19 protein-coding genes are annotated in these 20,554 nt (G+C 69.3%); 11 read left to right on the top strand and 8 right to left on the bottom strand.

Annotation, left to right across the window (positions count from 1 at the left end; all coding sequences use genetic code 11):
• Window positions 1-55: 55 nt before the first annotated feature.
• Window positions 56-895, top strand: a complete 840-nt coding sequence (fghA, locus tag L3V18_RS10280; protein ID WP_237054601.1) for an S-formylglutathione hydrolase — start codon at window positions 56-58, stop codon at window positions 893-895.
• Between the two features lie 123 nt (window positions 896-1,018).
• Here fghA and L3V18_RS10285 read toward each other — a convergent pair whose 3' ends face one another.
• Together L3V18_RS10285 and L3V18_RS10290 are read right to left on the bottom strand one after the other, a co-directional pair.
• On the bottom strand, window positions 1,019-3,196 hold the full coding sequence (locus L3V18_RS10285) for a Tle-like phospholipase domain-containing protein (protein ID WP_237054602.1): 2,178 nt from the start codon (window positions 3,194-3,196) through the stop codon (window positions 1,019-1,021).
• Window positions 3,132-4,253, bottom strand: a complete 1,122-nt coding sequence (locus tag L3V18_RS10290) for an ankyrin repeat domain-containing protein (RefSeq protein WP_343226328.1) — start codon at window positions 4,251-4,253, stop codon at window positions 3,132-3,134. The genes L3V18_RS10285 and L3V18_RS10290 overlap by 65 nt, the downstream gene beginning before the upstream one ends.
• 76 nt (window positions 4,254-4,329) lie before the next feature.
• Between L3V18_RS10290 and L3V18_RS10295 the strand changes: the two genes are divergently transcribed.
• The 4 genes from L3V18_RS10295 to L3V18_RS10310 are packed head-to-tail and all read left to right on the top strand — an operon-like array spanning window position 4,330 to window position 5,963.
• A complete protein-coding gene (locus L3V18_RS10295) occupies window positions 4,330-4,653 on the top strand; it encodes a putative quinol monooxygenase (RefSeq protein WP_237054604.1) in 324 nt (107 codons plus the stop codon).
• A gap of 21 nt (window positions 4,654-4,674) precedes the next feature.
• A complete protein-coding gene (locus L3V18_RS10300) occupies window positions 4,675-5,034 on the top strand; it encodes a VOC family protein (RefSeq protein ID WP_237054605.1) in 360 nt (119 codons plus the stop codon).
• A gap of 1 nt (window position 5,035) precedes the next feature.
• On the top strand, window positions 5,036-5,434 hold the full coding sequence (locus L3V18_RS10305; protein WP_237054606.1) for a class I SAM-dependent methyltransferase: 399 nt from the start codon (window positions 5,036-5,038) through the stop codon (window positions 5,432-5,434).
• Window positions 5,406-5,963 (top strand): GNAT family N-acetyltransferase, encoded by a 558-nt coding sequence (locus L3V18_RS10310; RefSeq protein ID WP_237054607.1) that lies wholly within the window; start codon window positions 5,406-5,408, stop codon window positions 5,961-5,963. Before L3V18_RS10305 ends, L3V18_RS10310 begins: the two co-directional genes overlap by 29 nt.
• A gap of 94 nt (window positions 5,964-6,057) precedes the next feature.
• Here L3V18_RS10310 and L3V18_RS10315 read toward each other — a convergent pair whose 3' ends face one another.
• The 4 genes from L3V18_RS10315 to L3V18_RS10330 all read right to left on the bottom strand — a co-directional run bounded on the left by L3V18_RS10315 (window position 6,058) and on the right by L3V18_RS10330 (window position 12,416).
• Window positions 6,058-6,402, bottom strand: a complete 345-nt coding sequence (locus tag L3V18_RS10315) for a hypothetical protein (RefSeq protein WP_237054608.1) — start codon at window positions 6,400-6,402, stop codon at window positions 6,058-6,060.
• Window positions 6,403-6,890: 488 nt separating this feature from the next.
• Window positions 6,891-10,328 (bottom strand): amidohydrolase family protein, encoded by a 3,438-nt coding sequence (locus L3V18_RS10320; protein WP_237054609.1) that lies wholly within the window; start codon window positions 10,326-10,328, stop codon window positions 6,891-6,893.
• A gap of 354 nt (window positions 10,329-10,682) precedes the next feature.
• Window positions 10,683-11,627 (bottom strand): DegV family protein, encoded by a 945-nt coding sequence (locus L3V18_RS10325; protein WP_237054610.1) that lies wholly within the window; start codon window positions 11,625-11,627, stop codon window positions 10,683-10,685.
• 162 nt (window positions 11,628-11,789) lie between these two features.
• Window positions 11,790-12,416 carry a 2-hydroxychromene-2-carboxylate isomerase gene (locus L3V18_RS10330; protein WP_237054611.1) on the bottom strand — a complete coding sequence of 209 codons (627 nt, stop codon included), beginning with the start codon at window positions 12,414-12,416 and terminating at the stop codon, window positions 11,790-11,792.
• A 147-nt stretch (window positions 12,417-12,563) separates the two neighbouring features.
• Between L3V18_RS10330 and L3V18_RS10335 the strand changes: the two genes are divergently transcribed.
• On the top strand, window positions 12,564-14,255 hold the full coding sequence (locus L3V18_RS10335) for a sensor domain-containing diguanylate cyclase (protein WP_237054612.1): 1,692 nt from the start codon (window positions 12,564-12,566) through the stop codon (window positions 14,253-14,255).
• A 67-nt stretch (window positions 14,256-14,322) separates the two neighbouring features.
• On the opposite strand, the gene L3V18_RS10340 is transcribed toward L3V18_RS10335, so the two are convergent.
• Window positions 14,323-15,663 (bottom strand): amidohydrolase family protein, encoded by a 1,341-nt coding sequence (locus L3V18_RS10340; protein WP_237054613.1) that lies wholly within the window; start codon window positions 15,661-15,663, stop codon window positions 14,323-14,325.
• Window positions 15,660-17,138, bottom strand: a complete 1,479-nt coding sequence (locus L3V18_RS10345; RefSeq protein WP_237054614.1) for an amidohydrolase — start codon at window positions 17,136-17,138, stop codon at window positions 15,660-15,662. The genes L3V18_RS10340 and L3V18_RS10345 overlap by 4 nt, the downstream gene beginning before the upstream one ends.
• A 167-nt stretch (window positions 17,139-17,305) precedes the next feature.
• Between L3V18_RS10345 and L3V18_RS10350 the strand changes: the two genes are divergently transcribed.
• The 5 genes from L3V18_RS10350 to L3V18_RS10370 all read left to right on the top strand — a co-directional run bounded on the left by L3V18_RS10350 (window position 17,306) and on the right by L3V18_RS10370 (window position 20,544).
• Window positions 17,306-18,082 (top strand): AMP nucleosidase, encoded by a 777-nt coding sequence (locus tag L3V18_RS10350; RefSeq protein WP_237054615.1) that lies wholly within the window; start codon window positions 17,306-17,308, stop codon window positions 18,080-18,082.
• Window positions 18,079-18,615 carry a GNAT family N-acetyltransferase gene (locus L3V18_RS10355; RefSeq protein WP_237054616.1) on the top strand — a complete coding sequence of 179 codons (537 nt, stop codon included), beginning with the start codon at window positions 18,079-18,081 and terminating at the stop codon, window positions 18,613-18,615. The genes L3V18_RS10350 and L3V18_RS10355 overlap by 4 nt, the downstream gene beginning before the upstream one ends.
• A gap of 127 nt (window positions 18,616-18,742) precedes the next feature.
• Window positions 18,743-19,366, top strand: a complete 624-nt coding sequence (locus tag L3V18_RS10360) for a lysozyme inhibitor LprI family protein (RefSeq protein WP_237054617.1) — start codon at window positions 18,743-18,745, stop codon at window positions 19,364-19,366.
• Window positions 19,363-19,902, top strand: a complete 540-nt coding sequence (locus L3V18_RS10365) for a hypothetical protein (protein ID WP_237054618.1) — start codon at window positions 19,363-19,365, stop codon at window positions 19,900-19,902. The genes L3V18_RS10360 and L3V18_RS10365 overlap by 4 nt, the downstream gene beginning before the upstream one ends.
• A gap of 99 nt (window positions 19,903-20,001) precedes the next feature.
• On the top strand, window positions 20,002-20,544 hold the full coding sequence (locus L3V18_RS10370) for a DUF924 family protein (protein ID WP_237054619.1): 543 nt from the start codon (window positions 20,002-20,004) through the stop codon (window positions 20,542-20,544).
• Window positions 20,545-20,554: the final 10 nt, after the last annotated feature.

Consider the following 20,554-nt stretch of genomic DNA (forward strand, 5'->3'; position numbering starts at 1 on the left):
TCGCAGACACGCCTCTCCACCGCCGTAGGCGGGAGAGGGGCCGCGAGGAACGCACATGCAACGCATCGAATCCCATGCCTGCTTCGGCGGCACCCAGGAAGTCTGGCAGCACCGCTCCGGCGTGCTCGGTTGCGAGATGCGCTACGGCATCTACCTGCCGCCGCAGGCCGCGCGCGGCGACTGCCCGGTTCTGTACTGGCTGTCGGGGCTGACCTGCAGCGAGCAGAACTTCATCACCAAGGCCGGTGCGCAGCGCTACGCGGCCGAGCACGGAGTGATCATCGTCGCGCCGGACACCAGTCCACGCGGCGAAGGCGTCGCCGATGCCGACAGCTACGATCTCGGCCAGGGCGCGGGCTTCTATCTCAACGCGACCCAGTCGCCGTGGGCGGCCCACTACCGGATGTACGACTACGTAGTCGAGGAGCTGCCGGCGCTGGTCGATGCGCATTTCCCGACCACGACCGCGCGCGCGGTCAGCGGTCACTCGATGGGCGGGCACGGCGCGCTGGTCGTCGCGCTGCGCAATCCGGGACGCTATCGCAGCGTGTCGGCGTTCTCGCCGATCGTCGCACCGACACGCGTGCCGTGGGGGCACAAGGCGTTCGGCGCCTATCTCGGACTGGATGCGGAAAGTTGGCGCGAGTGGGACGCCTGCGAGCTGATCATCGGTTCGCAACCCGGTGCGGAAAAGCTGTCATTGCTGGTCGACCAGGGCGAGGACGATGAGTTCCTCGACAGCCAGCTGCAGCCGACCCGTCTGCAGGCCGCCTGCGAGGCTGCCGGGCATCCGCTGGAGCTGCGCATGCGTGCCGGCCATGACCACAGCTACTACTTCATCGCCAGCTTCATCGGCGAGCACGTCGCGCACCACGCCGCCGCGCTGCGCGGTTGAGCACAGAGGTCCGGACGCGGTGACCTGCACTCGGTGGCATGGACCGGTGACCTGGATCGGCTTGCCCGGCAGGTCGCCGGGCAGGTCGTGTGCGCGACTGGCGCAGCCGCGCCACCACTGACGTCAGCGTGCCATCTCCACAGGCTGTGCGACTTGTTGCTGTATCTGCGTGAGTTCCCGCTCCTCGCGTGCCGGCTCCATGCGTTCGCGATGCATCGCCACTTCACGATCCCATTCGGCCCGCGAGGCCGGGTCGATCCCGCCCGCCAGCAGTCGCTCCAGTCGCTCATGGGCGTTGGCGATGGCCGGTGACGGGTACCCGGGTGCCGCATCGACGGCGTCAGCCCGGGTCTGCTCGCCGGCAACCGGAGCCTGGCGACCTTGCAGCCGCTCGCGCGCGGCCTGTTCGACTTCCCGGATGCGGTGGTCGAGGCTCGGCAATACCGTGTCCGACATCAGGTGGCGTGCGGTCGCTTCGCTCGCGGCCGGTCCGATCTGGCTGACGAACCGCCCGGTACGCTCCAGATTGGCGACACCGTGCAGAGTCGTGGGGTTGTGCACGACGCCAGCCGTCAACAGGCCCGTCGTCGCGCCGCCGACCGCTGCGCCGTATGCCGGTGCCTGACGGCCGGTCTGGCACAGCGCGTCGCCACCGCGATCGAGTGCCTGATCGACCTGCCTGCCGTGGTCGGCGTATCCGTCTCGGATCCGGGTGCCGGCATCCCGACCGAGATCCGTGATCCGCTCGCCGAGTTCGCGCGATCCGGCACGGGCCGACTCGGCGGCGTCGCGTCCGTCCCCGAGCTCGGTGGCGGCTTCGTCGATACTCCGGCGTCGCGCCTGTTCGCCGGCCTGCTCGATACGCTCGGCTCTTGCGTGGAAACGCTCGCCGAGCGAGTCGGGCAGCCAGTCGCCGATGCCGCGCAGTACGCCGGCCTTGAGATCCGCATGGCCTTTTTCCAGATAGCCTTCGGCCAGCTCGATCGTGGCACTGAATCCCGCCCGTGCCTCGTGGGTCTGGGCGACGACCTCGCCGCCCCAACGCACGGCGGTTCCGGTCGCTTCACCAACGATACGGGCCGAGCCGTCGGCGGTCGCGCCCAGGGTCATGTGGTAGCTGCGATACAGATCGCCGACGCCATCCATCGAGCGGCCGGTCGAGCAGAAGGTCCACTCGATGCCTTCGCCGAACCGCTGGCCTGCGCGCGCGCCGTAGGCGGTCGCATGCAGGCTGGTCAGCAGCGGGGCCGCATCCGGCACCAGTTCGCGCAGCGAGGGGATGTCATCGCGTGCGACCGGGCCGTCGTCGCCATTGGTCATCGCCGCCAGTCGTGGCTGCTCCTGGCCGGCGGCCAGCGGAAGTTCGCGCAGCAATTGCGGGGTGTCGCGCTCCGATATCCGCGCCAGGAACGCTTCGACGACCGGGTGCGACGACGGCGAAATCTGGTTGCTCATGAACTGCTGGAGCAGGGCGCGTCCCTGCGGCAGGTCGCGGGTCAGCTCCGCCGTCTCGCGGATCACCCCGGCCAGTTGCGCGTTCTGGACGGCCCCCAGCGAGGTCAGGTTCTCCTGGACACCGTCGGTCAGTATTTCGCCCTCGACCTGGTAGGCGCGGACGGTGCGGTCGGTGTCATGCAACTGGACATTCGGGTGTGTGCGGGCATAGCGTGCGGCCGTTTCCGGATGCAGGCCGGCGGCGTTGAAGGTGGTGGATGGGGCCCCGGTCACCGCCGACATCGCCGAGCTCATGCCACCACCGAGCGAATGGCCGGCGGTTTCGAACTCCAGACCGGCACGCTTCAAGCGGGTGCCGAGCTCCATCGCGCGGTCATAGTAGTCGGTCTTCAGCCCGACCGACTGCGGGAAATTGTTCGCGATGAAGTCCTCCGCCGTGCTGTCGACCAGGCCGTCGGCCGTCATCACCTCGCCGCGCGAGCCCTTGAACACCGCCGTCGGCTGGTAGCCGGGGCCGAGCACACTTTCATCGGGCAGGTAGATCTCGGCACGGAACCTGGAGTCAACGGGCTGCAGCAATTCCTGCAACTGATCCCTGCTGTACTGGGCCAGTTCCGGCCTCAACACACGCAGCTCGTCCAGATGCTCGCTGGCCCGCTTCCAGCCCGGTGGGGGCTCGCCCTGGCGCATGGCGGCGTCGTAGACATCGTCGGCCAGCCCGGCCATTTCGCGGTCGTGATAGAGCCGGCGCAGTGCATCGGCCTGGCGCAGGGATTCGGGGTCAGCCTGGGCCTGCAGCTGCTCCAAAAAGGCCCGACGCTCCTGGTGATTGGCAGGGGTCGACATCGAAATCTTCCTTGGTGTCGTTCAGGGTGTCGCCCGGGCGGGGCAACGGAATATCCTTTTCGTCGGTCGGGCAGCCGAAGTCCGCACGCGTCTTGCGGATGTGGTCCGACATCTTCTCCGGCTGCGGGTAACCATGCTCGAGCAGCCAAAGCTGGGATTTGCGCTGCCATCGGCGACCGTCCGCTGTCTTCGCAGGGTACCAGTAGATATGGTCGATGACGTGTGACTGCGGCGGGGGCAGGCTGGGGCCATGGTCGGCCGGGTCCATCGGGTCGGCGCCGTGCTCCAGCAGCCAGTAGACCTTGTCGAAGTCGGCGAAGCTGGCATAGCTGCCTATGATCGAGGCGCCCATGCCGGCGTAGCCGGTGACCTTGGCGCCACGCTCGATCAGCATCTGGATCGACGACCAGGGGGCGCCATTGACCTTGGCGTAGTACAGCATCGACTCCGTGCCCCGGGTCGGGGTATCCGGATCGGCGCCGTGCTCCAGCAGCAGCTTGAGGTAGGTCTGATCGTCCAATGGCGCGGCGACCTGCAGCGCGGTGATGCCGAGGAAATAGGTGCCGCCGCTGCCGTCGTCATGTTTGGTGACACGTTGGTCGGGGCTGCGCGCATTCGGGTCGGCGCCGTTCTCGAGCATCGCCTTCAACCCTTCCGGGCTGCGGGCCAATATCGGCCAGGCCACCAGGGGCAGGCGGTCGTTCTGCTTGCCGAAGAACAGGTCCGGGTCGACACCTTCATCGCGCATGAGCCGGCGCATCTCGTCGGTGCGGTTGAGCTCGGCCGCCACCGCGAGCGCTTGTGCGCGCGGATCGTCGAAGACGCCTTCCGCGCGCTGCCGTGCCAGCGCTTCCGGCGTACTCGGCAGCCCCGCCCAGCAGCTCGCCAGCAGGCTGCACAGCAGCGGGCCGCATAGCAACTGGCCGATCCATCCGTGGAGAATGCTTCCAGGCTTCATATCCGAATTCGCGGGAATATCCGGCAGATACCATAGGTCGCCCGCCTGTGGGATGGCAATCCGGACGGCCGCATGCGGGTCCTGGAGGCATTCCTTCATCGTCACGACGCGTTGTCATCGTGCGGATGAAGGCGCGGTATCGTTGCACGCATCAGCAAACTGACAGGCAGTGCCAATGCTCAACGAGGATCTGGTCTTCTACGTCAAACTTCACGTCAAGCCGGAGCGCGTCGACGAATGGCGCGAGGCGGTGACCGCGGTCATCGAGAAGATGTCGCAGGAAGACAGCTTCGTATCCTGCCACCTGCATCGCGATGCGCAGGATCCGAACCTGTTCACGTTGTACGAGCGCTGGCGCGAAGCATCGGTCGATGCGTTCCTGCAGCGCCAGGCTAAGCCGTATCGCGAGGCCTACGAGGCGCGGTTGCCGGAGCTGCTGCAGCGGCCGCGCGAACCGGCCGTGCTGGTACCGCTGGGCGAGTGGCACCGGCGCGCCTGAACCCTGCCCCAGGAGATTGCCATGCCCGCCGACCGCACGATCAACTACATCGAATTCGCCGCCAGTGATCTGGACGCCGTCAAGGCGTTCTACTCGAAGGCATTCGACTGGAGCTTCACCGACTATGGGCCCGACTATGCCGCGTTCAACGACGGCCAGATGGACGGCGGCTTCCATCGTGCGCCGCTCAGTTCCAGCGCCGCCGCCGGCGCCGCGCTGGTGGTGCTGTACGCCGAGGATCTGGAGGCGACGCTCGACACCGTCGTCGCCTGCGGTGGGCGCGTGGTCAAGCCGATCTTCGCATTCCCCGGCGGCCGTCGCTTCCATTTCGCCGACCCGGCCGGCAACGAGCTGGCGGTCTGGTCGGACCGGGGCGGCTGAGATGGGCGGGCGCCTGCGGCGGGTCGTCGATGCGCTGGATATCCGCCCAGGCGCGCACGTGCTGGAGATCGGTTGCGGCCACGGCGTGGCTGCCGGCTACGTGTGCGAGCGGCTCTCCGGCGGGCGACTGCTGGCGATCGACCGCTCGCCGAAGATGATCGCTGCCGCGCGCCGCCGCAACGCGGCCCATGTCGAGGCCGGTATCGTCGAATTCCGCATCGCCGAGCTCGAACATCTGGACCTGGGCGACTACTGCCGCGAGCACGGCCGCTTCGATCTGGTCTTCGCGGTGCGGGTCGGGCTGTTCCATCGCGAACCCGGACGCGCACGCGGCATGGTGACGCCGTGGCTGAAGAAAGGAGGACGCCTGCATGCCGAGTTCGACACGCCGGGAGGCTGAGCCGATGCGCGACCGCGTGCGCCTGCGCGATGCGGACGAGAACGACCTGGACCTGCTGCGCCATTGGGACGAGCAGCCGCACGTGGTCGCCGCCGACCCGAACGACGACTGGGGTTGGGAGACCGAATTGCGGCGCAGGCCGGACTGGCGCGAGCTGTTGATCGCCGAGGTCGACGACGGCGCGGGCTGGCGGCCGCTTGGGTTCATCCAGATCATCGACCCGGCGCGCGAGGACAGCCACTACTGGGGCGAGGTAGCCGCCGACCTGCGGGCGATCGACATCTGGATCGGCGAGGCTTCCGATCTCGGCCGCGGTTTCGGCACGGAGATGATGCGGCAGGCGCTGGTGCGATGCTTCGCCGCCGACGAGGTGGTGGCGGCGCTGATCGATCCGCTGGCGTCGAACGTGCGCGCGCATGCGTTCTACGAGCGGTTCGGGTTCCGCTTCGTCGAACGGCGCTGGTTCGGCGACGACGACTGCTTCGTCTATCGCCTCGATCGTTCAGACTGGGCCTCGCAGGACCCGTAGGAGCGGCGAAAGCCGCGATGGGGTGCTCCCATGAAGGCCCGTCGCGGCTTACGCTGCTCCTGCGAGCGCGTTTGTTCGCTGCGCGCTTGGCGGCTCAGGCCGAGGTCACGTCGCGCAGTTCCCAATGCCGCCCGGCCAGCAGCCGCATGCGGTGCTTGAGCACGCGTCCGGGCAGCGATGTGGTCGCCACCAGGTTGATGCGCAGGTGGTGCTGTTCGCCGCTGACCGTGGCGTCTGGGTCGGTGGCGCCCAGCGTGGGGTCGACCTCGTCGGGATCGTCCTGCATCAGTCGCCAGCGTTCGAACAGTGCGTCGTGGCGCAGCGCATCCTGCAGCTGCTCTGCGAAAGCCTCGCCGCCCTGGGCGGTGAACGACAGCGACGGCTCCTCGCCGCGTGCGGCGTTGCCATCGGGAAGGGTGAGGTAGTAGCGGGCCGCCATGGGATCCTTTCGTGCGGTTGGCTGTGGTCAGGCTAGGGCATCGGGCATTCGCAGCGCGTTAAAGCCCGCGGCTGCGATCGCCATCCCATGAGCGCGGCTCGTAACGCAGTCGCGAATGGGGGGTGGAAGCGCAACGGCAGGGCCCAAGGTTCGCGCAGCAAAATCCGGGGATTCCCGGGTGCAGCCCGGGGATTGCGGCTTACGCCACTCCTACAGGTTTCACAGGACTAGGACGGTTGCCGCAGCGTGCCGCCGACCTCCGGCTCCCACCAGTCGGGATGAGTCCCCTCTCTGTAGGAGCGGCGTAAGCCGCGAGTGCCTCCCATGAAAGCCCCATCGCGGCTCACGCTGTTCCTACAGCACCAGGGCTCGGACGCAGCCCCCAGAGTCAGGTGCGAATGGGGATGTGGAGGCGCAAACATGCCCGTAGGCCGGGGCCTGCATGGCAGACCCCGGGGGAGATCCGGGCGCAGCCGGATATCGTCCCATCAATGCACGTGCCCGCCCGGCGCACCGTGCCCCTTCGGGCAGTGGCAGATCGCGGTCGGGCCGAATTCGACGCCGAAGGTCTGGCCGTCGCGGTGCCGTTGCCAGTAGAACTGCGGCGCGGCTTCGCCACGGTTGCCGATCTCGGCCATGTCGGCGTCGACATCGAACAGGCGGCCGTCGACCATCACGTAGCGGGTATCGATCGTGCTGCGGATGTTCTCCAGCGGATTGGAGTTCAACACCACCAGGTCGGCCTGCTTGCCGGCCTCGATCGAGCCGATCTGGCCCGACAGGCCGAGCAGGTCGGCGCCGTCGAAGGTCGCCGCACGCAGCGCCTCGAAGTTGCTGAAGCCACCCTGGGTCAGCATCCACGTTTCCCAGTTCGGCGACAGGCCCTGCAACTGGCCGTGGCCGCCGACCTGGATCCGTACGCCGGCATCGCGCAGCGTCTTCGCCGCCTTGGCGACCTCGACGTGCCAGTAGTCCCAGTCCGGCGCGGTCTCGCGGCGGATGCTGCGCGCGTCCAGGGTCTCGCGCGGGAAGAAGCGGTTGAGCTTCGGGTCTTCCCAGACATTGTCGCGCGCGTACCACCAGTATTCGCCGGACAGGCCGCCGTAGCTGACCACCAGGGTCGGGGTGTTGCGCACGTCGGTCTGCGACCACAGCTGCACGACGTCCTTGTACAGCGGCGCGACCGGGATGTTGTGCTCGATGCTGGTGGCGCCGTCGAGGATCATCGTCATGTTGTGGTGGAAGGTGCTGCCGCCTTCCTCGACCACCAGCATGCCCAGTTCGCGCGCGGCCTGGTTGATCTGCTGGCGCTGGTCGCGGCGCGGCTGGTTGTAGCTCTTCACCGAGAACGCGCCGTTGGCCTTCATCCGCGACAGATGGCCGCGGGCGTCGTCGAGCGAATCGACCACCGCCTTGAAGTCGCCGTCGGCACCGTACAGGATCGTGCCGGTCGAGAACACGCGCGGGCCGACCATGCGCCCGGCCTTCTGCAGCTCGCTCTCGGAGAACACGAACTCGGTGGTCGCCGACGGATCGTGCATCGTGGTGATGCCGAACGCCAGGTTGGTGTAGTAGGCCCAGTTCTGCTGCGGCACCACGCCCTGGCCGAAGTGCGCCGCGTGCGCGTGCACGTCGATGTAGCCGGGCACGATGGTCTTGCCGCTGGCGTCGATCACCCGCGCGTCGGCGGGGACCGCGACGTTGCTGCCGACCGCTTCGATAGTGTCGCCGCGCACCAGCACGGTGCCGCTTTCGATCACCTCCTCGCGGTTCTCGGCATCGCGCATCGTCACGATGCGGGCGTTGGTGAACGCAACCACGTCCTTCGGCGCATCGACCGGCACCTGCAGGCCCATCGCTATGCCGCCGTCGTTGTTCGGCTCGGGCAGCGCCGCGGGGGCGCCGGGCAGGAACGCGAAGCTGTCCTTCAGTTCTCGCGAGAAGTAGCGGTCGCCGACCATCCAGTGCAGCGAGCGGCTGTCGGCGGCCCAGTGCAGATAGCTGCCGACGTTCGCGCTGACCCGGGTCACCGGTACCGCCTTGGTGTCCTTGCTCAGCTCGACCGGCTTGCCGGCGGTGGCGAGCGGCGCGACGTAGGCGTTGAACAGCTCGGTGAACGCGACCCACTTGCCGTCCGGCGACAGGCTGACCGAATCGACGTACTTGAGGTTGAACACCTCGCGCGGGTCTTCGCCGTTCAGTCCCACCGACATCAGCTTCTTTTCCAGGCCGCCGCCGGTCAGGTAGTAGATGCGCTCGCCATCGGCGCTGAACTGCGGGGTCTCGCCCGAATCGGCGACGCGCACCGGCTCGCCACCAGCGGCGGGCATCACGTAGACGCCGCGGTCGCCCGACCACAACGAACCGGTCAGGCCGCCGCCACCGGACTTGCTGTAGACGATCCGCCGGCCGTCCGGCGAGAAGCGCGGGCCGTAGTAGAAGCCCTTCTCCTGGGTCAGCCGCCGGCCGCTGCCGCCGCCGTCGGCGCTGCGGACGTAGATCGCGCCCATGCCGGCGTCCGACCAGGTCGTGTACAGCAGCTGGCGGCCGTCGGGACTGAAACTGGGCTGGTACTCGTGGACGTTGGCATTGGACGTCAGCCGCTCGGGACGGCCGTCGGGCAGGCGCTTGCGCCACAGCTGGCCGACCGCGTGGAACACCACACTGCGGCCGTCGGCGCTGGTGGCGACGTCGCGGATCATCTTCGGAGCGAAGCTGCCTTCGTCGATGCGTTGGGCGAAGCGCAGCGGCTCGGCCACGGTCTGCTCGACGCTGGCGGTGAAGGGAATGTCGCGCGCCTGGCCGCTGGCCATGTCGACCCGCCACAGCTTGCCCTGTGCCCAGATCACCACCGCCTTGCTGTCGGGGGTCCAGTCGAAGTTCGCGTACGGTCCGAAGATCGCCCACGCTTCCTGCTGATCGTGCGAGAGGCCGTCCCAGACCGGACGAACCTCGCCGCTCTCCAGGTCGAGCAGATGCAGCACCGACTTCTCGCGCACGCGCTTGACGAACGCGAGCGAGCGGCCGTCCGGCGACGGCTGCGGGCGGACCGCGCCGCCGGGGGTGGCGACCAGGGTCTCGACCTCGCCGGTCTCGCGGTCCAGCCGCTTGATCGCGTAGATCAGGCCATGCGGGTTCTTGTTGTACTGGAAGGTCGGGCCGGGACTGACGTCCTCGGAGAAGTAGACATGGCGGCCGTCCGGCGACACCGCCGGTTCGCCGAGGTCCTGCTGGTCGTTCTTCTTCTCGGTCAACTGCAGGCCGCCGCCGGCCGCGGCGCCGCTGACGTGGTACTGCCACAGCTCGCCGGCACCGAGCGAGCGCTCGGAGGTGAAGTGCTTGCGGCCGATGATGAAGCGGCCATCCGGTGTCCACGCCGGGTTGTTGAGCAGGCGGAAGTCCTCCTTCGTGACCTGCACCGGGTCGTGGCCATCGACGCCGACCCGCCACAGGTTGTTGCCGCCGCCACGGTCGGAGGTGAAGGCCAGTTCGCGGCCGTCCGGCGAGAACCGCGGCTGCACGTCCCAGGCGGGACCGGAAGTGATCCGGCGCGCGCTGCCGCCGCCGATCGGCAGGGTGTAGAGGTCGCCGAGCAGGGAGAACGCGACGCTGCGGCCATCCGGCGACACGTCCACGTCCATCCAGGTGCCTTCGTCGGTCTCGAAGCGCACGGTCCTGACCGGGCCGTGCGGCGCGTTGACGTCCCAGGCCGGCTCCTCGGCGCCGTTCCCGCCCGGCTTGCGCCGGCCCCTGGCCGACTGTGGCGGGGCTTCGGCCGGATCGGCGGCGACCGGCTCGAGCGCGTCCTGTTCCAGTTGCGCCTCTTCGTCCTTGTCGACGGGCGGCGCATCCTGCGACCACGCGGGCACGGCGGGGACGGACAGTGCGCTGGCGAGCGCGACGGCGAGCAGGCGGCGGGACATCATCGGCACGGGTTCCTCGACAAAAGACCCGGCAGCCTAACCCGGCCGCGGCCGCCCGGCCCCGGGCCGAAAGTCGTGGGCGCCGCCGCCCATAGGCGCGAGCCGCGCTTCCCGGCCTGTGCCCGGCAATTCCAAAGTCTGCCGCGCATACCTTGGGCCGCGTGGTTGCGTCCCACACCCCCATCCACACCTGCGGTGCAGCATGCCTTCCTTCAATTCGCGGCTGCGGCACGAATCGCCCCCCCGACTCAGGGAGCTGGACTTCCTGACGCAGGAGCGGCATGGGACGCGATCGGGCTTTCCATGCAAGCTCCGTCGCGGCTCAGTCCCGTCCTGCGCACATCCGCGGCGGTGCTCCTAGCCGAAAGAGGGCACGCGCTCGGCGGCGAAACCTACGACCAGCGCGCCCTTGCCGACGTTGACCATCCCGGTCAGGCTCATCACGCTCTCGAACAGCTCGATGTTGTGCTCCGCGCAGGCCTGCCGGAGCGCGTCGTAGCCGGGCAGCGCGCGCATCTCCTCCAGCTCGCCGCCATAGCTCATGCAGACGGTCGGGGTCATCAGTCCCGCGTGGATCTGTCCGATCGTGACCTCGAACAGCTTCTCCACCGCCGGTTCGAAACCCTTGATCTTGGCGGCCGGGCCGGTTTCGCCGCGGTAGCCGTGCAGCACCGGCTTGATGTCCAGCGCGCTGCCCAGCGCCGCGCTGAGCAGGCTGACGCTGCGGTCGTTCTTCTTGCGCGCCCGTGCACGCAGGTAGTAAAGGTCGCGCGGGATCATGTAGCCGTGGGTGTGCAGGGCCAGGTTCTCGAGGCGGGCGCGGATCTTCGGCGCGCCTTCGCCGGCCTCGCGCAGGCGCACCGCCTCCACGGCGGTGATGCCCTGGGCGGCGAACAGGTTCTGGGTGTCGATCACCCGCAGCGCGAACGGCGTGGTGATGCCGGCGGCGGCGCGGGTGGCCTTGTAGTCGTTGAGAATCGCGAAACCGGCCTGCTGAGCGTTGTCGTAGATCGGACTGCGCGAGCGGGTGATCGTCATGCAGAAGACGTAGTCGTAGTCGATCACCAGCCGTTCCAGGAACAGGTCGTGGATCTGCTGGACCGTGAACGGCATCGTTTCCGCCTCGGCGCCGCGTTCGGCGACGTGGGCATGCAGGAACTCCAGCGTGGCCTGCTCGTTGCGGTGGTCGGCCAGGACCGCCTCCCCGATCCTCACGGTGATCGGCAGGATGGTGATGTTGTGCTGTTGCAGGTACCCGAGGGGCAGGTCGCAGGCGGAGTCGACGACTAGTCCAATGCGCATATGCGATCCCAGGCGGTCACGGAAGCGGTCTGGCGCCAGCATAGGCCTAACCGCGGGCGGCCTCATGTTGCGCCGCGACACATCGCGAGCGAGAACCGCGTCGCAGCTTGGGCTCTCTGTCTGCCGTCGCAAACGCCTGCGGGGCGGATGGTCCGCAGGCGTTCAGCCGCGTCGCTGGACGCCGACCGGCAAGCTCGATACCCGTTGCATCTCGGCCGATGCCGGCAATGCTGGATCGGCGAGCACCGCCATCGCGAAATCGTGCGCGTCGTTGCCCCAGAACAACTGGTCGCCGATCGCCAGTGTCGGCACTCCGTAGACGCCGGCGTCCAGCGCGCGCCCGGTGTTGGCCCGCAGCGCATCCTTGACGTCGGCGCGGTCGATCGCGTCGGCCGGGATGCCGAGCGCCCGTGCCAGCGGCGCGATCGCGCCGGCGCTGTCGACCGCCTCGCCCTGCCGCCAGATCCGGTCGAAGATCGCGTCGACGGCCGCGATCCCGCTGCCGGCGGCGATGCACAGCCGCAGCGACGGTAGTGGATTGAACGGATGCGCCGGCGGGAAACGCAGTTCGATTCCCTCGCGCACCGCCTGCCACAGCACGTGGCGATAGGTGAACTCGCGCTTGCCGGGAATCTCGGCGGGACCTTTCTGGCCGCGCGCGGACAGCACCGCGGCGAAGACGATCGGGACCGGCTCGACGGCCACGCCGCTGTCGTGCAGCGTCTTGATCTTCTGCCATTGCAGGTAGGCGAACGGCGAGATGAAGTCGAAGTACCAGGTCAGCGGCATCGCGGGCTCCGGGTCGGGCGGGTGAAGCGGAAGATCCACTCGGGCCTACGATAGCGCCGCGTACGTCTCCTGCCACCGGCCCGGGCCGCACGGACTTGCGATGACGACGTTGCGGGCCGAGACTGGAGCCACGCATACGGGAGCGCCATGCGCAGACTCGTGCTTGTGCTGCTGTCGATCCTGCTGGTCGCGTGCGCGCCCCGGCAAGGAGACGGCATCGCCCGGATCGACCGCCATGTCGATGACACCTCGGCGTTGTCGGCGGAGACCGTGGCCAGTGCCGGCGACGAGCACTTCCGGCCGCTGCCGCAGACCGTCCATCTGGACGGTGCGGTCAAGGGTGGCGGCTGGTGGCGGATACGGCCCGAACCGGCTTCCCGGGTCGCACCCGCCAGGAAGCGCGGCCCGACCCGGCGCGTGCTGCTGGTCTACTACCCGTACAGCGCCGAGGTCACGGTCGCTGCGCCCCCGGATTACCGGCCGACGACCGCATCGATCTTTTCCTCGACACCGGATCCGGCGTATTCGCGGCGCGCGCTGGTGTTCCCGTTCGACGGCGAAGGTCCGCTCTACGTCGGCGTCGAGGGCGCGCGTTACCCGTTGCCGGTCGAGATCGTCGATGCCCATGACTATGCCGTGCAGGACCAGGCGCACCTGCGCCTGCTGTGGGGCAGTGGCGGCATACTGGTCGGCGTATCGCTGGCGGTGCTGCTGTTCTGGTCGCTGCTGCGCGAGCGCGTCTACCTGCTGTTCTCGCTGAGCATGGCGCTGCAGCTGCTGTACGTGCTGTGCGCGTACGGCGACGCCTACAGCCTGGCCGCGCTGGCGTGGCTGGCGCGCTTCGGCGTACAGGGCATCTGGTTCGTCGCCACCGTGTCGACGATGGTGACCGTGCTGTTCCTGCTCGACTTCGCCGAGTTGCGGCCGCGTGCGCCGCGCCTGAGCCGTGCGTTGCTGCTGGTCGGCTTCCTGCTGCCCGGCCTGTTGCTGATCGGGCTGCTGCTGCCGACCGGGGGCGACAAGTCGTGGTTCCCGCCGCTGGGCAACGGCCTGTTGCTGCTGGCCAACCTGCTGGCGATCGTCACCCTGTCGGTGGTCTGGCTGCGTGGCGGACGCCACGCCGGTTTCGTGCTGATCGCCTGGGTGCCGATGGTCAGCGTGTCGACCGCGCGAACCGTCCAGCTGGGCGCGGGCATCCCGCTGACGCCATGGCTGGAGTATGGATTGCCGCTGCTGATGGCGTTCGCGGCGGTGGTGTTGGTGCTCGGTCTGGCCGACCGCATGCTGACCTTCCGGCGCGAGCGCGACGCCGCGCAGCGCCATGCCGAGCGCGACGGGCTGACGGGGGCGTTCAACCGCGACGGCATCACCAGCCGGCTGGAGCGTGCGCTGGTCGAGACCCGCCGCGGCCACCAGCCGCTGGCGGTGCTGTTCCTCGACCTCGACCACTTCAAGGCGATCAACGACGGCTATGGCCACCCGGTCGGAGATGCCTGCCTGCGCGCGGTGGTCGAGGTGATCCGCGACCAGGCCCGGCTCGGCGACCAGCTCGGCCGGGTCGGCGGCGAGGAGTTCCTGCTGTACCTGCCGGGGGCGACGCAGGCCGCGGCACGCGGCACCGCCGAACGGCTGCGTTCGGAGGTCGAGTCGCGCTGCCGCCGGGTGATGGGGGTGCCGGTAAAGCTGACCCTGAGCATCGGCGTGGTCGAATGCACGCCGCACGACACAGCGGACTCGCTGATCCGGCGCGCGGACGAGGCGATGTACCTGGCCAAGCACGCCGGCCGCAACCGGGTGGTGGTGCTGGGCGAGAAGGGAGGAGCGGGAAACGAGGAGTGAGAAACGAGAGGAGAAGCGTCTCTACGCGTTTGCCGCTTACTTGCTCCTCACCCCTGTGCTCTCACTCCTATTGCTCGGCCGACGCCGGGTACGCGCGCGGCAGGCCGCCCTGTTCGCGCGGCGGCTGCGGACGCAGGTAGCGGTCGCGCAGCTCGGTCTGGCGGCTGCGCATCGGCACCGCGCGACCGTTCATCCATACCTGCAGCGCGACGGCATTGACCTCCAGCGGATCGCCGCTCCACAGCACCAGGTCGGCGCGCTGGCCGACTGCGATGCGGCCGGCCTGGTCGGCCAGCCCCAGTGCCTGCGCCGGTACCGAGGTCAGTCCGGCCAGTCCCTTTTCCCACGGCAATCCATGGGCCACCGCGTTGCCGGCCAGCTGGCGGATCTTGCGCGCGTTGTGCGATGCGTCGCCGCCCTGGGTGAAGCCGACCTGCACCCCGGCCGCGGCCAGCCGCGCGGCGTTCTGGAAGCTGGAATGGATCGCATCGAAGCTGGACGGCAGGTTCGCGAGCGGATCGACGAACACCGGCACCTTCGCCGCGGCGATCTCGCTGGCCAGCGGCCAGGCCTCGGCACCGCCGGCGATCGCGATGCGCACGTTCTGGCGCCTGGACCAGCGCAGCAGCTGGCGGATGTCGGCGGCACGGTCCACGTCGACCATCACCCGGCCGCCGCCATCGAGGTAGCGCAGCAGGGTACGGCGTCCGGCCGGCGTCAGCAGGGCGGCGTTGGCGTCGGCCGGGATCCGCCCGCGCGCCTCGTCGACCAGTTGGTCGAGCAGCATCCATTGCGCCGCGCGCGATTTGCCGCTCAATCCGGAGGCACCGCCGCCGAGCTGCACGAACAGCACGCGGTCGCCGATCGGGTCGGCGCTGCCGTCCAGCCGCACGGTACCGCCCTGGCCGCCGACGATCGATCCACCCTCCGGGCTGCCGGCGCCAAGCAGGGTCCAGCCGATGCCCTCGATGCGGTTGACCGGCACCAGCACCGACGCCGGGTTGTAGGCGAAGGTGACGTCGAACTCCGGCCGCACCACCATCTGCTTGGTCTCCGCGCCGAACGCGAGCGACGCGTCGACCGTGCTCTCCTCCGCGGAAACCTCCTCCAGGCCGATCCCGGTGATGCCGCCGAACAGCGTCGGGGTCAGGTGGCGGCCGCCGGCGTCGATCACCTCGACGCCGGGCATCGCGGAACGGTTGCAGGTGTCCGCATGACCCGGGGATACCTCCCGCACCACGCCGCCGGAAACCAGCACGCAGCCGGTCTCCAGCCGCTCGCTCTCCGCCGCGTTCTGCGCGGTGCCGGTGTGGACCCGGGCGTTGCGGATCAGCAGGTCCTGGGCCGCCGCGGGGGCGCAGAAGGCGAGGGCGGCCGCGGCGAGCGCGGTCAGGCTGAAGCGCTTCATTCGACACCTCCGGTGATGCCGGCGCGGTCGGTCGCGCCATGGCCGAGCATGAAATCCGATACCGGCTGGCGGTTGCGATCGGCGAGGTCGAATACCCGCGCGCCGTCGACATAGACCTGTTCGGCGCGGGCGTAGACGCTGAACGGCTCGCGGTTCCAGACCACGACGTCGGCCATCTTGCCCGGCTCCAGGGTGCCGGTCTGGTCGAGGATGCCGAGCGACCGGGCCGCGTTCGAGGTCAGCCAGCGGATCGCCCGTTCGGGCGGGATGTCGATCCCGGCCAGCTTCGCGTGGGCGATCACCTTGGCCGCCTCCTGGTTCAGCCGCTGGATGCCCTCGGCGGAGTCCGAATGCACGATCGCGCAGCCGCCCTCTGGCCGGTCGACCAGGGCGATGTTCTCCTGGATGCCATCAAAGGCCTCCATCTTGAAGCCCCACCAGTCGGCCCACAGCGCGCCGCAGACCCCTTCGGCGGCCAGCCTGTCGGCGATCTTGTACGCCTCCACGCCATGGTGGAACGCGGCGACCTTGAAGCCGAACTCGTCGGCGAGGTCGAGCATCGTGGTCATCTCGTCGGCGCGATAGCAGTGGATGTGCACCTGGATGTCGCCGTTGATCGCGCCGGCCAGGGTGTCGAGCTTGAGGTCGCGCTTGCCGCCGGTGGCCTGGTCGCTGTCCGCACCGTCGCCGTCGCCCTGCCACCAGCGGCGCTTGCCGCGATCGGCGGAGCGGGGCTTGTTCTTGGCCAGGTACTCGGCGGCATCGATGAAGGCCGCGCGGTAGCCGGCGACGTTGCCCATCCGCGTGCCCGGCGCGGTGCCGCGGCCGCCGTAGACGCGCTTGGGGTTCTCGCCGCAGGCCATCTTCAGGCCCCAGGGCGCGCCGGGAAACTTCATCGCCTGGTAGCTGGTGGCCGGCACGTTCTTCAGGGTCACGCCGCGGCCGCCGACCAGGTTGGCGCTGCCGGGCAGGATCTGCAGCGAGGTCACGCCGCCGGCCAGCGCCGCGGCAAACCCCGGGTCCTGCGGCCAGACCGAATGCTCGGCCCAGACGTTGGCGGTGACCGGCGAGGTCATCTCGTTGCCGTCGCCGTGCGCGTTGACGCCGGGGCTGGCGTAGACGCCCAGGTGCGAGTGCACGTCGATGATGCCGGGGGTGACCCATTTGCCGGTACCGTCGATGAGCGTCGCTCCGTCCGCGGACAGCCCGTGGCCGACCTCGACGATGCGGCCGTCGCGCATCAGCACGTCGGCGCCGTCCAGGCGCTGGCCGGTGCCGGTCAGCACGGTGGCGTTGCGGATCAGCACCGGCGGCGACGCGATCGGCGCGTAGGTGCTCGGGTACGGGTCGTCGATGAAGCGCGATTCGGAAGCGCGCGGCTTCCCGGCGTCGCTGCGGTCGGCGGCAGCGGCCGGTACGCAGGCAAGCGCAGCGGCAAGCGCCACGGCGAGCGTGGCGTGGGCGGATCGGAGCATGTCGGCAATTCCCCAGTGAAGCGGTGGACAACCCAGCGACCGTAGAGGCCTGCGCCTGCGGTGCCAACCCTGACGAAGGTCATGGGCGGGCCGGGCGTCGGACAGGGGGCGGCGAAATACGCGACAGCCCCTAAGATGGCGGGGTTCCCCGCACCGACCCATGTCCCATGAAACACAAAGAAGAAATCGTCGAGAACTGGCTGCCGCGCTACACCGGGGTACCGCTGGACGCGTTCGGCGAGCACATCCTGCTGACCAACTTCGGCGGCTATCTGAACGTGTTCGCGCGCCTGACCGGCGCAGAGATCGTCGGCATCGACCGGCCGATGCCCAGCGCGACCGCCGACGGCATCACCATGATCAACTTCGGCATGGGCAGCCCCAATGCCGCCACCGTGATGGACCTGCTGTCGGCGATCTGCCCGAAGGCGGTGCTGTTCCTCGGCAAGTGCGGCGGGCTGAAGAAGAAGAACCAGCTCGGTGACCTGATCCTGCCGATCGCGGCGATCCGCGGCGAGGGCACCAGCGACGACTACCTGCCGCCGGAGGTGCCGGCATTGCCGGCGTTCGCGCTGCAGCGTGCGGTCTCGACGATGATCCGCGACCTTGAGCACGATTACTGGACCGGTACCGTCTACACCACCAACCGCCGGGTCTGGGAACACGACGACGCGTTCAAGGAGCGGCTGCGCGCGATGCGCTGCATGGCGATCGACATGGAAACCGCGACCGTGTTCGCCGCCGGCTTCGCCAACCGTATCCCCTGCGGTGCGCTGCTGCTGGTCTCCGACCAGCCGATGATCCCGGAAGGGGTGAAGACCGAGGCCTCCGATGCCCGGGTCAGTGCCGACTACGTCGATGCCCACATCAACGTCGGCATCGAGGCGCTGCGGCTGATCCGCCGCCACGGCAAATCGGTCCGCCACCTGCGCTTCGACGAATGAGCGCGGTCCCGGTCGAGGTCCGGGTCCGCCCGGCCAGCGCAAGCGACGCAGACGCGCTCGCCCTGGTCGGCGCGGCGAGCTTCCTGGAGACCTTCGCCGGCGTGCTCGACGGCGCCGACATCCTCGCCCACTGCCGCCGCCAGCACGCTGTGCAGGTCTACGTCGACTGGCTGGAGCGCGCCGATGCCGCGCTGTGGCTGGCCGAGACAGCCCTCGGCGCCGCGCCGGTCGGCTACGCGGTGCTGACCCCGGCGGCGCTGCCGTTGCCCGATCCGCAGGACGACGACCTCGAACTGAAGCGGATCTACCTGTTGCACCGCTTCCACGGGGGCGGGCTGGGCGCGCGGCTGCTGCAGGCGGCGGTCGAGGAGGCCCGCCGGCGCGGCAGCCGGCGGCTGGCACTGGGCGTATACGCCGGCAACGTGCGGGCGCAGGCGTTCTACCGGCGCGCCGGTTTCGCCGTGGTCGGCGAGCGCCGGTTCCAGATCGGCGAGCGGCAGTACGACGACGCGGTCATGGCCCGGGATCTGTGACCGCCGGCGAGGCGGTTCGCAGTGTCTGAGACCTCCAGCGGGCACACTATCGGCACGGAAAAGTACCGACTACGGGCGCGTGCATGGGGCACGCGGTGGCAGGATCGGCAACGAGGAGCGGGAACGGATGGAAAAGCTGCTGTATCTGATCGTCGGCGCTGCGCTGACCTGGGCGTTCTACTTCGTCCAGCGACGGGTCGAGCGGCGGGGCGAGGTCGACGCGATCGAGCGTCACCAGAAGCTGCTCGCGCTGATGCGCGGCCTGGAGACGGCCGAGACCAGTCTCGAGGAGCTGCGCCGTTTCGAGCATCGGCTGCTCGGCCGTGCCGAGACCGCCGCGCGGATCGCCGACAACTACTTCAGCAAGGCCGAGGAGGTCGCACGGCATGCCCGCGAGGACGAGGCGCCGGTCAATGCGATCGACCACGAGGCGACGCTGGCCTTCCGCCGCACCGATGCCGAACTCGACTGCGTGGTCGCGCACCTGCGCCGGCAGCTCGACGGCGAGGCCCTGCATACGTTCGAACAGGCGCATGCGCGCTGGCTCGATTACCGCGAGCGCTATGCCCGCTTCATCGCCGCGTCCTATTCCGGCGGCGCGCTGCGCCCGCTGATCCACGCGGTGACGCTGGAAAGCGTGACCCTGGCCTGGATCAGCGAGTTGGAGATGCAGCTGGGCGACGAGGACGAGGACGGCGATGGCGAGGACGGCGGCGATGCGACCGAGCCGGAGGCCGAGGCTGGCGCTTGAACGTCGTTGACGCATGGCCCTGGCTGGCGCTGGGGACGTTGCCGTTGGCCGCTGCGACCGGGCGGCTGGTGATCGAGCGCAGAGCGGCGTCGGAGCCGCTGTCGCCGCCATGGCAGGCGCAGGCCTGGGACGCGACCCGCGATGCGGTACTTTGCGCCGCGCTGTTCGTGCTGCTCGGCCCGCCGGTCGGGACCCTGGCGTTGTGGCTGGCGCTGTTGATCTTCGCCGAAGGGTCCGGCGTCCCGGCGCAGGAGGCATTGCAGGCCGGCCTGTTGATGCTGCCGTTCGGCTGGATCTTCGGAGGCGTGCAGGCTGCAGTCGCGGGCATGGTCGCCGGGCTGCTGCGTCCGCTCGGCGGCGGCCTGCTGGCCCATGCGCTGGTGCTGGCCGCCGCGCTTGTGGCGTCGATCTGCGTGGCGTTCGTGCTGGGCATCGCCGATGCCCGGGGCGGAGCCGGCGTCGCGCGCGTGCTGATGCTGCCGGCGCTGGTCGCGACGCCCGTCTGCATGTGGGCGCTGCACCGCAGGCGCGGATGAGCCGCTCCGCGATGCGGACCGCGAAATCGCCGCGGTCTACCGGGATCGGCCGGCAGGCCCTATGGTAGGGCGCCCACGCAAGCAACGAGGTGTATTGCCGTGAACGTGACCGCAAGGGAAGTCGTCGATTTCTGGCGCGATGCCGGGCCGGAACGCTGGTTCGCCAAGGACGAGACCTTCGACGACATGTGCGAGATGGCGTTCGAGGATGCAATGGACGATGCCGCCGCCGGCAAGGGCGAGGCCTGGATGGGCTCGGCCGAGGGCGCGCTCGCGCTGGTGCTGCTGCTCGACCAGATGCCGCGCAACATCCATCGCGGCACCGCCAGGGCGTTCGCCTACGACGAGATGGCGCGCCGCTACGCCGCCGAGGCGGTCGATCGCGGCTACGACGCCGAGGTCGATCCGGCGCTGCGGGTGTTCTTCTACCTGCCGTTCGAGCATTCCGAGGACCTGGCCGACCAGGAGCGTTCGGTCGAGCTGCACCGCAACCTGGACGGCGAGGACGTCGAGAAGTGGGCGGTGCTGCACAAGGAGATCATCGAACGCTTCGGCCGTTTCCCGCACCGCAACGCCGTGCTCGGCCGCGAGACCACCGCCGAAGAGCAGGCCTGGCTCGACGCCGGCGGATTCAGGGGCTGATTCCGCGGAC

The organism is Marilutibacter chinensis, assembly GCF_021725675.1.
In the GTDB taxonomy this organism is placed as follows: Bacteria; Pseudomonadota; Gammaproteobacteria; order Xanthomonadales; family Xanthomonadaceae; genus Marilutibacter; species Marilutibacter chinensis.